Here is a 12,032-nt window from a genome sequence, read left to right as displayed (position 1 = left end):
CAGTGACCCATCAAGCCTGCAGCGCTATTTTTTGCTGGCGCAGCGTCGCGGCCAGGTCTAACAAGCCTGAACCTTCGCGCAGACCTTTTTTGACGGACTCAGGCGTGGCGTCGTTCCTTACCACCGCATTGAGGTAACCGTTGGCTATCGCATGGTAATCGCCGGTAACCGCACCGAGAAGCGCCTTGTCAAAACCGTCTTCGCGGGTTTTACGAAACCCGTCCAGCGCCCCGCTGATGGTGCCATCAAGGCCTGGCTTAGCCTTTGCAATTCCCTGCAACACGTTGCTCATGCCTGGGATAAACCACAGGCTCTTGGCCGCGTCAGCGGCAAACCGCTGGAATTTTCCCGGTGGGGTGCCGTCGCGGTACGCGTGGGAAGTGTGGTGGTGCTGAGCGGATTGCATTCGCTGCTCAGGGTCGATCGCGGCGGACGCGCCTTGATGAATGATGGAAGGGCCGAAAGCGGCAGATATGTTCGACATGAGCGATGACTCCAAGAGCATGAGAGAAAGGGCGTCCTGCACGATAGTGGCCGCCTTTCGCCGAACGGTTCCATGGCCCGCGCCTGGCAAATGCCGCCCCAGAGCCTCCGATCCTTGTCCCCTGTTTCAGTACAGGCGCAGAATGGCGGATCGACCTCAAGAGTCCGAACCTAGGAAAACCGTATGAGCCTGTCGTTACTAAGCCGTTACGCGTTCTTTGCCGTATGCATCCTGTTCACCCTTGCCAGCCTGCCCTTTATCGAACATGAATGGCTGTGGCCCATCACGATAGTCACCGGCCTGCTCAGTTTGATCGGCATATTCGACCTGCTGCAAAGCCCCCACGCCGTGCGCCGCAACTACCCGATCCTGGGCAATATCCGTTATCTGGTGGAAGCCATCCGCCCGGAAATCCGCCAGTACCTGCTCGAATCCGACAGCGATGCCCTGCCCTTCTCCCGGGCCCAACGTTCGCTGGTGTATTCGCGCGCCAAGAACCAAACCGCCGACAAGCCCTTCGGTACCTTGATCGACGTCTATCAGTCGGGCTTTGAATTCATCGGCCACTCCATGCGACCCGCGCCGTTGAGCGACCCCAGCGCGTTTCGCGTAATCGTTGGCGGCCCGCAGTGCACACAGCCGTACTCGGCGTCGGTGTTCAATATTTCGGCGATGAGTTTCGGCTCACTGAGCGCCAACGCCATTCGCGCGCTGAACCAGGGCGCCAAACTCGGCAACTTCGCCCATGACACCGGCGAAGGCAGCATCAGCCCCTACCACCGCGAAAACGGCGGCGACCTCACTTGGGAACTGGGTAGCGGGTACTTCGGCTGCCGCACCAGTGACGGCCGCTTTGACCCGGAACGCTTTGCCACCCAAGCGCAAGACCCGCAAGTGCGCATGATCGAAATCAAGATGAGCCAGGGCGCCAAACCCGGCCATGGCGGGATCCTGCCCAAACATAAAGTCACCCGGGAAATCGCCGACACCCGCGGCATCATGATGGGTGAGGACTGCATCTCGCCGTCACGCCACAGCGCATTTTCCACACCGATCGAACTGATGCAGTTCATCGCCCGGCTTCGCGAGTTGTCCGGCGGTAAACCGGTGGGGTTCAAGTTCTGCCTGGGCCACCCCTGGGAGTTCATGGGCATTGCCAAAGCCATGCTTGAAACTGGCATCCTTCCGGACTTTATCGTGGTCGACGGCAAGGAAGGCGGCACCGGCGCGGCACCGGTGGAATTCACCGACCACATCGGCGTGCCGCTGCGCGAGGGCCTGCTGTTCGTGCACAACACCCTGGTGGGCCTGAACCTGCGCGACAAGATCAAGCTCGGCGCCAGCGGAAAGATCGTCAGTGCCTTCGACATCGCCAGCGTGCTGGCCATCGGCGCCGACTGGGCCAACTCGGCGCGCGGCTTTATGTTCGCCATCGGCTGCATTCAGTCGCAGAGCTGTCACACCAATAAATGCCCGACTGGCGTCGCCACTCAGGACCCGCTGCGCCAACGTGCGCTGGTGGTACCGGACAAGGCCCAGCGCGTGTTCAACTTCCACCGCAATACCCTCCACGCCCTGGCGGAAATGCTCGCCGCCGCCGGGCTGGAGCATCCTTCGCAGTTGTCGGCCAAGCACTTGGTGCGACGCATGTCGGCGACCGAGATCAAGCTGTTCTCGCAACTGCATGTGTTCCTCAAACCGGGCGAGCTACTCACCGGCGAGGTGAATGGCGAGTTCTATTCGCGGATGTGGCAGATGGCGCGGGCGGATAGTTTTGAGGCGCATGAAATCGCTGCAGCCTGAAGGTCCACGCTAAGGAGTGCTGATAGTTCGGGGCTCCAGAGGCGTTTGCAGCGGCGCGTCCGCTGGGCGGATGTTAATGAGTTCGGCCTTGGCCTCGCCTACCGTGAAAGTTTGCAACAGTCGCCAGTTATCAGGGAGTTTATGAGTCAAGCTCCCTCCCCGAACATTGTCAATCAACCAGACTCTACCGGAAGCCGTTGTGAGCGCCCCCAGTTTCTCCACGTAAATCTGGTCCGCTTTTTCACTACTGAGCGTCGACGTTTGATAGCCATCAGGACGGCCCGATGTACCATCACTGTTCCTCGGCGCGTAATACATTGGCAATGTGTCGCTTTTGAAGTAGTAAACCATCGGCAAATATATAAAAAAATCCAATACCAGCACACCATCACCTGGCTGATAGGAAGAATTTACAGTATTCGCCAAGACATTAAATTGGTTGAACTCATACAAGTTGCTAGGCTCTTTGGCATACACGACACTCAGCCCACGCCCTTCGAGAAAAAACATCATTCCCAGCAATATCACGAACGCAACTTTACATCGTACCAGAAGCATATCAAGCAGTACCGCAACAGTCATTGGATAGGCCATAGCAGCAAACAGCAAATAACGATCGATTAATAGCGGCTTGAACAAGGAGACAACGGCAACCAGCGCTATCGGAACCCAGGCAAACGTCACCAGCAATAAAAGCTTATCTCGCTGTCCTTCCCCCTTGACCACGATAGCCACTGATATCATGAACAATATGACCGGCAACCCATAAAAAAACACACTAGAATACTCCGTTCCATCGCTATAACTTAAAAACCTCCAAAATACTCCGACGACGTCCTCCGTTTTCAGCGGTGGTATCCAGTTAAAATTAGAATAACGGAGCTGTTTTATAAAACTTGGCAGCCAAGGAATGAACATTATCGAGATGACTATATTGGCTACCCACCAAGCCGGTCTCATCAAATAGCGCCGCTCTTCCCGTTGGGTACGCAGCAACAACGCCAAGTAAAGCCAGTGCGCGAAGGCACACACGACGGTGAAGTAGTGTGTGTAGAGTCCGCCGACCATCAGCAGGCAATACAAAATCAACGGCCGTCTACTACGAGAATTCTCAAGCCAGTAAACCAAGGCGATCGTTGCGCTAAGCATTAACGTCGCTAGGAAGGCATACATACGTATTTCCTGGCTGTAGCGCACTGCGATAGGCAACAAGGCTATCAACAGGCCGCCCAGCAGCATCGCTCGTCGGCTGCTGAGCAGCCGTATTAGCCACATAGCCAACACTACACTCAAAACACCAAAAATTGCACTCAAGACACGAGCAGCATGAACGCTCTCCCCGAACAGATGTATCCATCCATGCAGCATCCAATAGTAAAGAGGCGGGTGAACGTCACGTGTCGTGTGAAAAAATATCTCGGCCGGCGATTTAGCACTCAACAACAAACTGAACGCTTCATCAATCCAAATACCCGACTTATCGATATCGTGAAAGCGAGTCCATACGCCGATAACCAATACTGCCACCCATAAAAAAAACAGCATTGTATTAGCGCTCGGCGATGCGCTATAGATTGTTTTCATCGCTACTTCACCTATTAAGTGCTTCCCCAAAAATCACTTCGCGCACCACATACCTCGGCCGATGCTTGGTCTCCATATAAATCCGCCCCACGTACTCGCCCAATATTCCAATCCCGATCAGTTGCACCCCACCCAAAAACAATATCGCCGTCATCAGCGACGGATACCCCGGCACGTCATTACCAAACAACACTTTGTCCACAGCTAGAAACCCGGCATATACCAACGCCAACAGCGAGATGAAGCCGCCGATATAACTCCATAACCGCAGCGGCACGGTGCTGAACGAGGTAATCCCATCCAATGCCAGGTTCCACAATTTCCAGGCATTGAACTTGCTTTGGCCGTTAACGCGGGGCGCACGGTCGTATTCGACGATGGCCACGTTGAACCCGGCCCAGGACAATACGCCTTTCATGAACAACTGCTGCTCGGGAAGGGTTTTGATCACGTCCACCACCTTGCGGTCCATCAAGCGGAAGTCGCCGACGTTTTCTTCGATGTGGGTGTAGGCGATGCGATTGAGCAGGTGGTAGAACAGCGATGCACTATGGCGCTTGAGGTAGCTGTCGCTGGAGCGGTCACGCCGTTTGGCCAATACCACATCCGCACTGTTTTGCCATTGGGCAACCAACAGGGCGACGACCTCGATCGGGTCTTGCAGGTCGACATCCATGGGCACCACGGCGTCGCCTGTGGCGTATTCCAGCCCGGCGAACAGTGCGGCTTCCTTGCCGAAATTACGCGAAAGGTTGATCAACACTACATCGCGGTCGGCCAAGGCGATCGTCTTCACAAGCTCGGCGGTGCGGTCGGAACTGCCATCGTTGATAAACACGATTTCGACCGTATGCGCACTCAACGAGGGCTCATGTCGAACCGCCTGATAGAACCCGCCCACCGCAAGCTCCTCGTTATACAGAGGCACCACCAGCGAGATTTTCATCGCGCACGCTCGCGAAACACCACCCACTTGGACAGCAAAAAGCCGCAGACCAGGCTGATCAATGAAAACACCACGACGGTGACAAGCCCCGGCACGTACCAACGATCCGCCAACCAGCCCACGCCCAGGCTCAGACCGCCCATGCAGGTCATGAAAAGCAGATACCGGCCAAAGGAGGCCGGCATGTCAAACGTAAAGAAGGCATTCACATAAAACGAGAAAGACGCCGCCACGCAGAATGCCAGGAAATTACTCAGCGCCTGGCTCCATTCAAACGCAACCCGGAACATGAAAAACAGCTGCCAATGGATCACCGTATTGGCGATACCAATCAATGTGTAGCAGGTAAAACCTTTCCATACTCGGGCCATATCGTCGTCCTTTGCAGTTACCCCCTAAGCAAGCCACGACCCGCCTGTAGCGTCTACTGTCAGAACTAACAGGTAGCCCTTACCCACGACTGAGACATTCGGTAATACCCAGCCTTTGCAATCGCTTACAAATACCGCCAACCTGCGCCCGCCCGACGTGCGGCGTACGACAACGCGCGCGCTCGCCACTCTTACTCAACAACTTGTTCAAGAGCCCGCTGCCATGCTGAACGGACGCGATCCACGCATCGATTTTTTTCGGGGCCTGGCGTTGATCTTCATATTCTGGGATCACGTGCCCCACAATCCCCTGGCCCATGTCACCGTGCAGAACATCGGGTTCAGTGACGCCGCCGAAATCTTCGTATTCCTGGCCGGCTACGCGGCGGTGCTGGCGTACGGCAAGATCCTGCAGCGTGAGGGTTATTTCATCGCCTGTTTAAGAATCCTGCGCCGGGTGTGGACGCTCTACGTGGTGCACATTTTCCTGCTGGCGCTATTGATGGGCATCGTGATATTCGCCAACAGCCATATCGAAACCCGCGACTTGGTGCAGGAGATGGGCCTGGAGTATTTCCTCAACAATACCCAGCAGGCCCTGGTCGATGAATTGCTGCTGCGGTTCAAGCCCAACCTGACCGACCCGTTGCCGCTGTATATCGTGCTGATTCTGAGCCTGCCCCTCACGCTGCCGTTGCTGTTGCGGGTGCCGAGGGTCGCGGTGGGCGTTTCTGTGGCGGTGTACCTGCTGGCGCCCTGGCAGGGCTGGAACCTGCCGGCCAGCAACGGCGGGGTCTGGTACTTCAACCCGGTGACCTGGCAGTGCTTGTTTATCCTCGGCGGCGCAGCGGCCTTGCGGTCGGCCCGCCCGGCTGACCAGCGGCCTGTGTTGCGTCAACCGTTGTTCCTGGCGGCTGCGGCGTATGTCCTGACGAGCTGCGTGATCACCCTGTCGTGGCGCTGGCCCGAGGTGCACGACGCCTGGATGCCACGCCTGATCGGGGAATGGCTGTACCCCATCAGCAAGACCGACCTGTCACCGGTGCGCTTGCTGCACTTTTTGGCCCTGGCCTATGTCACCGCCAAATTGCTCCCCGGTGTCGGCTGGACGCAACATGCACTGGCCCGGCAACTGGGGCGGATGGGGCGCTACTCGCTGGAAGTCTTTTGCCTGGGTGTGGTGCTGGCGCCGTTGGCGGACATGGCCAACGCCCTGACCGGTGACACCTTCGCCATGCAGATATTCACCGCGCTGGTGGGGGCCGCCGTGATGATGCTGTTTGCCGCATGGCTGGAATTCAACAAGCAATTGGACCAGCGCAGAGCCGCTGTGCCCGCGCCTGGTTAGTGCCGAGCTGATTGACATGTGGGAGGGGGCTTGCTCCCGATGGCGGTGTGCCAGCTGCACATTGGCTGGCTGACACACTGCCATCGGGAGCAAGCCCCCTCCCACATTGGTTTTGCGTTGTTTGTTCAATCAGGACAAGGCTGCAACCTCGCTCGCACAATCATGACCAGGGCAAATCGCGTTGTCGCTGCAGATCTAAATGTGGGAGGGGGCTTGCTCCCGATGGCGGGGTGTCAGCTGCACATTGGCTGGCTGACACACTGCTATCGGGAGCAAGCCCCCTCCCACATTGGTTTTGCGCTGCTTGTTTAATCAGGACAAGGCTGCAACCTCGCTCGCACAATCATGACCAGGGCAAATCGCGTTGTCGCTGCAGATCTAAATGTGGGAGGGGGCTTGCCCCCGATGGCGGGGTGTCAGCTGCACATTGGCTGGCTGACACACTGCTATCGGGAGCAAGCCCCCTCCCACATTGGTTTTGCGGCGCCATCGGGCAAGGCCTCAGGCTGCAGAACGCACCGCCCCATTGGTCGGCTGCAACTTGAACACGTAGAACAACACCGTCAACAACACCAGAAACGCAGGCCCTACATACAGCGCTACGCGGGTGTCCGGGAAGTAAGCCATCAGGCCCACCACCAGCACCAGGAACGCCAGCGCCAGGTAGGAGCTGACCGGGTACAGCCACATGCGGTACTTGAGGCCCGCCTGCTCGGCCGGGCTCAGGCCTTTGCGGAATTTGAGCTGGGCCAGCAGGATCATCAGCCAGGTCCAGATCGCGCCGAAGGTGGCGATGGAGGTGACCCACACGAACACCTGGTCCGGCACCAGGTAGTTGAGCAACACGCCCAGCAGCAAGGCAAAGATCGACAGCAACAGCGCTTTACGCGGCACGCCATTGCTCGAGGTGGTGCCGAACGTCGCGGGCGCCTGGCCGTTCTGCGCCAGGCTGTAGAGCATGCGCCCGGTGCTGAAGATGCCGCCGTTGCACGACGACAACGCGGCGGTGATCACCACGAAGTTGATGATGCCCGCTGCGGTCTTGATACCCAGGCGCTCGAACGTCATCACGAACGGGCTGCCCTGGGTGCCGATTTCATTCCATGGGTAGATCGACAGGATGACGAACAACGCGCCCACATAGAACAGCAGGATGCGCCAGAACACCGAGCCGATGGCGCTGGGGATGGTCTTCTGCGGGTTGCGCGCTTCACCGGCGGTGAGGCCGATCATCTCCACGCCCAGGTAGGCGAACATCACCATCTGCAACGACATCAATACGCCTTGCACGCCGTTGGGCATGAAGCCGCCATGGGTCCACAGGTTGGAAATGCCCAGCGCCACGCCGTCATTGCCGAAACCGAAAGCGATGATGCCGACGCCGCCGATCACCATGGCAATGATGGTGACGATCTTGATCAGGGCGAACCAGAATTCGAACTCACCGAAGGCCTTGACCGCGATCAGGTTGATGGTGCCCATGCTGATCAACGCCGCCAGGGCCCAGATCCAGCGCGGGGTGTCGGGGAACCAGACGCCCATGTACACCGCCACGGCGGTGATTTCCGCGATGCAGGTCACCAACCACAGGAACCAGTAGTTCCAGCCGGTCAGGAAACCGGCCAACGGGCCGAGGTAGTCCTGTGCATAACGGCTGAAGGAACCGGCGACCGGGTTGTGTACGGCCATCTCGCCGAGGGCACGCATGATCACCAGGATGGCCAGGCCACCGATGATGTAGGACAGCATGATGGCCGGGCCGGCCATTTCGATGGCCTTGGCCGAGCCGAGGAACAGGCCGACACCGATACAGGCACCGAGGGCCATCAGGCGAATATGCCGTTCACCCAATTCGCGTTTGAGCGGGCCGCCTGAAGCGGTCTCGCCATGGGGCAGTTGGTTGCCGACTGGCATAGGGATACAACCTCATCTTGTTATTGGATTGTCCGTCGAGTTTCCACGGTGCAAGCCGGTAAGCCTGCGCCCTTGTTGAAACCGGGGCCGCCACATGGACGGGCCCGTCTTGCCAGGCAAGATCAACGGGGCGTGCAGTATAAAAAGCCCGGAGTAGGGCCTTTCACTATAAAAACGAGGCAATTTAGGGGAAGCGTGGGTCAAAATGCAATTTTACAGGAGCATCTTACCTGCATCGGGCGACAAAACGTCGCGGAGGCGCCGCTGCAGATCCACCGGAAGATTCCTACACTCAAAACACAATTCCCTCACACCCAGCCATCAGCGACTAAACTTCAGGCAAGTCCGATCTATCTGCGTGAAGGGATCAATCGACTATGGGCGCACTGTGGCAAACCGAATCGAGCAAGGCTGCGAAAGTACATGGCAGTTCGGACCCAGCGCCTTTATCCAAAAATAAACCCAGGCCTCGTTACGCACGGCGCCTGTTCTGGTTGATTGTGTTGATGGCGCTGGCGGCCCTGGGGTTTGCCGTCGCCAAGGAGCTGCGCACCTCACGCCTGCAGGCCCAGGAACTCAGCCGCCTGGCCCGTGACCTGACCTATCGGTTGGAGCCCGGCCCCAGCCCGGCAATCGCCTATCCCGGCGCCGGCCCCTTCGACCGGCGTCTCGGTTACAGCGACCTCGGCACGTTCCTGCCACGCTTGCTCAAACGCGGTTATGTGATTGAAACCCAGGCGCGCTTTTCGGCCGAATTGATGGACTACAGCGCCAAGGGCCTGTTCGTGCCTTACGCGGAAAAAATCCAGGCCGGGCTGTCCATCACCGACTGCCGCGCCGTGCCGCTCTACCAATACAACTATCCGCAACAACTGTACGAAAACTTCGCAGCGATCCCGCCGGTGGTGGTCAACAGCCTGCTGTTCATCGAGGACCGCGACCTGCTCGACCCGGCTCAGCCCGAAGCCAACCCGGCGGTGGACTGGCCGCGCTTTACCAAAGCGGCCTGGTCACAAGTGGCCAGGCTCCTGCATTTGCCCGGGCAGACCGCCGGTGGCAGCACCCTCGCGACCCAGCTGGAAAAGTACCGTCACTCCCCCGACGGCCTGACCCTGTCGGGCGGCGAGAAACTGCGGCAGATGTTTTCCGCCAGCGTACGCGCCTACCAGGATGGTCCGCAGACCTTGCAGGCACGCCGCAATATCGTGCGCGACTACCTCAACAGCGTGCCGTTGTCCGCCGTGCCCGGTCACGGTGAAGTGCATGGCCTGGCCGAAGGGTTGCGGGTGTGGTACGGCGCCGACTTCAACCGCACCAACGCCCTGCTCGCCGACAGCAGCACGCAAAACCTCGGGCAAAAAGGCCTGGCCCTGCGTGAAGTGTTGTCATTGATGATCGCCCAGCGCCGGCCCTCGCACTACCTGTCCAAGGGCCACGCCGAACTGGCGAACCTGACCGACAGCCACATTCGCCTGCTCGCGCAGAACGCGGTCATCGACCCGGCCCTGGCACAGGCCGCCCTGGCCAGCAAGGTGAGCTATCGCGATTGGCTGCAACAGCCGACGATTCAACCGATTGAAACCAACAAAGGCATCAGTGTTGCCCGCAGCCGCCTGGCCGCCCTGCTCAATCGCCCGCTGTACGACCTCGACCGCCTGGACCTGTCCGCCACCAGCACCTTGCAGGATGACTTGCAAACCCAAGCCACCACCTACCTCAAGCACCTGGCCGACCCCGCCTTCGCCGGGCAAATCGGCTTGCTCGGCCCACGCCTGTTGACGCCCGCCAGCACCGCGCAAGTGCGCTACAGCTTCACGCTCTATGAGATGACCGCCGATGGCGCACGGGTGCGGGTACAGACCGACAACACCGACCAACCCTTCGATATCAACGAGAGCAGCAAGCTGGAACTGGGCTCCACCGCCAAGCTGCGGGTGCTGACTACCTACCTGCAAATCATCAGCGAACTGCATGATCGTTATGCCGACCAGCCCCCCGCCGAGCTGAAAAAGCTCAGCGTCGACGAGCAGGATCGCCTGACGCGCTGGGCCGTGGACTACCTGGCGCAAAACCGCGACCGGAGCCTGCCGAAGATGCTCGACGCAGCGCTCGAGCGGCAATATTCGGCCAGCCCTGGCGAACGCTTTTTCACCGGTGGCGGCCTGCACCACTTCAATAACTTTCGCAACGAAGACAACGGACGTAACCCCACGCTGCGCGAGGCCCTGCGTGAGTCGATCAACCTGCCGTTCATTCGCCTGATGCGCGACCTGGTGCGCTACAGCACCTATCAGGGCCCCAACAGCAGCGCCGAGTTGCTCAAGGACGACAGCGACCCACGCCGCCAGGAGTACCTGGCGCAATTCGCCGACCGCGAGGGCACCACCTTCCTGCTGCGCTTCTGGAAGCGCTACCGCAACAAAGACACCCAGGCCCGGCTCGACACCTTTCTCGACAGCATGCACCCCACCGCCATGCGCCTGGCCGCGGTGCACCGTTATCTGCTGCCCCAGGCCAACCAGGACAGCTTCAACCGTTTCGTGCGCGCGCACCTGCCCACCAAGGCCCCGGAAAAACTCACCGATGAGCGCCTGGCCAAGCTCTACAAGGATTACGGTCCCGGCGCCTACGACCTGCCGGACCAAGGCTATATCGCCAAGGTGCATCCACTGGATTTGTGGCTGCTCGGTTACCTGCTGAACCACCCCGACGCCACCTTCACCCAGGCCGTCGCCGCCAGTGAGCACGAACGCCAGGAAGTCTACGGCTGGCTGTTCAAGAGCCGCCACAAGAGCGCCCGCGACAGTCGCATCCGCACCATGCTGGAGATCGAAGCGTTCCTGGATATTCATCAACGCTGGCAGGCTGTGGGCTACCCGTTCGATCACCTGGTGCCGTCCCTGGCCACCGCTATTGGCAGCTCGGGAGATCGCCCGGCGGCCCTGGCGGAGCTGGTCGGGATCATTCTCAATGACGGCGTGCGCGAGCCGACCGTGCGTATCGACAGCCTGCACTTTGCCGCCGGCACCCCGTATGAAACCCGCCTGGTCAACAACCCGGACCGAGGCAAGCGGGTCATGCCCAGTGAAGTCGCCAACGCCTTGCGCGAGGCGTTGTCCCAGGTGGTGGATGCCGGTACCGCAAAACGTGTGGCCGGCAGCTTCAAACTGGCTGACGGCACACCCCTGGCCATGGGCGGCAAGACCGGCACCGGCGACAACCGCATCGAAGCAATCGGTGCCGGCGGGCGCCTACTCAGCTCCAAGGCGATCAACCGCACCGCCACCTTTGTGTTCTATATCGGCGACCGCCATTTCGGCACGCTGACCGCATTCGTCCCCGGCGCCTCGGCCCAAGGCTTCACCTTCACCTCGGCATTGCCGGTGCAAGTGCTCAAGGGCATGGCGCCGCTGCTCAGCCCTTATCTGCAACCCGGCAGCCGGACGCAGTGCCAGCCGGGGGAGCCCGGCACATTCAGTGCACAAATTCTGCATTCGCACACCGAACAACCCGCACATTTCAGTCCCAACTTAGCTGCAATATATTGAACGTTTGTTCTTGATTTCGACGGATAGGCTAAGC

Annotated in this window: 8 protein-coding genes; 3 read left to right on the top strand and 5 right to left on the bottom strand. The window is 59.3% G+C overall.

From position 1 onward, the window contains the following. Window positions 1–10: 10 nt before the first annotated feature. Complete coding sequence (locus C4J86_RS05980; RefSeq protein ID WP_124406387.1) at window positions 11–526, bottom strand: hypothetical protein; 516 nt, start codon at window positions 524–526, stop codon at window positions 11–13. Between the two features lie 141 nt (window positions 527–667). On the opposite strand from C4J86_RS05980, the gene C4J86_RS05975 reads away from it, so the two are divergent. Continuing rightward, a complete protein-coding gene (locus C4J86_RS05975) occupies window positions 668–2,287 on the top strand; it encodes an FMN-binding glutamate synthase family protein (RefSeq protein ID WP_124369787.1) in 1,620 nt (539 codons plus the stop codon). 9 nt (window positions 2,288–2,296) lie between these two features. On the opposite strand, the gene C4J86_RS05970 is transcribed toward C4J86_RS05975, so the two are convergent. From C4J86_RS05970 to C4J86_RS05960, 3 genes are read right to left on the bottom strand one after another with little or no spacing between them, the layout of a single operon-like run. Continuing rightward, window positions 2,297–3,871, bottom strand: coding sequence for a glycosyltransferase family 39 protein (locus tag C4J86_RS05970; RefSeq protein WP_124369786.1), 1,575 nt, complete (start codon window positions 3,869–3,871; stop codon window positions 2,297–2,299). A 7-nt stretch (window positions 3,872–3,878) separates the two neighbouring features. Beyond that, window positions 3,879–4,817 (bottom strand): glycosyltransferase family 2 protein, encoded by a 939-nt coding sequence (locus C4J86_RS05965; protein ID WP_124369785.1) that lies wholly within the window; start codon window positions 4,815–4,817, stop codon window positions 3,879–3,881. Further along, window positions 4,814–5,188: a GtrA family protein gene (locus C4J86_RS05960; RefSeq protein WP_124369784.1), complete on the bottom strand. Its 375-nt coding sequence runs from the start codon at window positions 5,186–5,188 to the stop codon at window positions 4,814–4,816. The genes C4J86_RS05965 and C4J86_RS05960 overlap by 4 nt, the downstream gene beginning before the upstream one ends. A gap of 223 nt (window positions 5,189–5,411) precedes the next feature. Between C4J86_RS05960 and C4J86_RS05955 the strand changes: the two genes are divergently transcribed. Beyond that, window positions 5,412–6,536 (top strand): OpgC family protein, encoded by a 1,125-nt coding sequence (locus C4J86_RS05955; RefSeq protein WP_124369783.1) that lies wholly within the window; start codon window positions 5,412–5,414, stop codon window positions 6,534–6,536. A gap of 501 nt (window positions 6,537–7,037) precedes the next feature. Here the strand turns inward: C4J86_RS05955 and C4J86_RS05950 are convergent. Then, on the bottom strand, window positions 7,038–8,450 hold the full coding sequence (locus C4J86_RS05950; RefSeq protein ID WP_124369782.1) for an amino acid permease: 1,413 nt from the start codon (window positions 8,448–8,450) through the stop codon (window positions 7,038–7,040). Between the two features lie 377 nt (window positions 8,451–8,827). Here C4J86_RS05950 and C4J86_RS05945 point away from each other — a divergent pair, with 377 nt between their 5' ends. Further along, window positions 8,828–11,998 carry a transglycosylase domain-containing protein gene (locus C4J86_RS05945; protein ID WP_124369781.1) on the top strand — a complete coding sequence of 1,057 codons (3,171 nt, stop codon included), beginning with the start codon at window positions 8,828–8,830 and terminating at the stop codon, window positions 11,996–11,998. Window positions 11,999–12,032: the final 34 nt, after the last annotated feature.

The organism is Pseudomonas sp. R2-7-07 (assembly GCF_003852355.1).
In the GTDB taxonomy this organism is placed as follows: Bacteria; Pseudomonadota; Gammaproteobacteria; order Pseudomonadales; family Pseudomonadaceae; genus Aquipseudomonas.
The sequence above is the reverse complement of the archived record's forward strand: the minus strand, read 5'-3'. Positions and strand labels throughout refer to the sequence as shown.

Bases quoted from the DNA above. Each gene is read 5' to 3' on its own strand.
- C4J86_RS05975 (WP_124369787.1), top strand. From the start codon at position 668: ATGAGCCTGTCGTTACTAAGCCGTTACGCGTTCTTTGCCGTATGCATC.
- C4J86_RS05970 (WP_124369786.1), bottom strand. From the start codon at position 3,871: ATGAAAACAATCTATAGCGCATCGCCGAGCGCTAATACAATGCTGTTT.
- C4J86_RS05965 (WP_124369785.1), bottom strand. From the start codon at position 4,817: ATGAAAATCTCGCTGGTGGTGCCTCTGTATAACGAGGAGCTTGCGGTG.
- C4J86_RS05960 (WP_124369784.1), bottom strand. From the start codon at position 5,188: ATGGCCCGAGTATGGAAAGGTTTTACCTGCTACACATTGATTGGTATC.
- C4J86_RS05955 (WP_124369783.1), top strand. From the start codon at position 5,412: ATGCTGAACGGACGCGATCCACGCATCGATTTTTTTCGGGGCCTGGCG.
- C4J86_RS05950 (WP_124369782.1), bottom strand. From the start codon at position 8,450: ATGCCAGTCGGCAACCAACTGCCCCATGGCGAGACCGCTTCAGGCGGC.
- C4J86_RS05945 (WP_124369781.1), top strand. From the start codon at position 8,828: ATGGGCGCACTGTGGCAAACCGAATCGAGCAAGGCTGCGAAAGTACAT.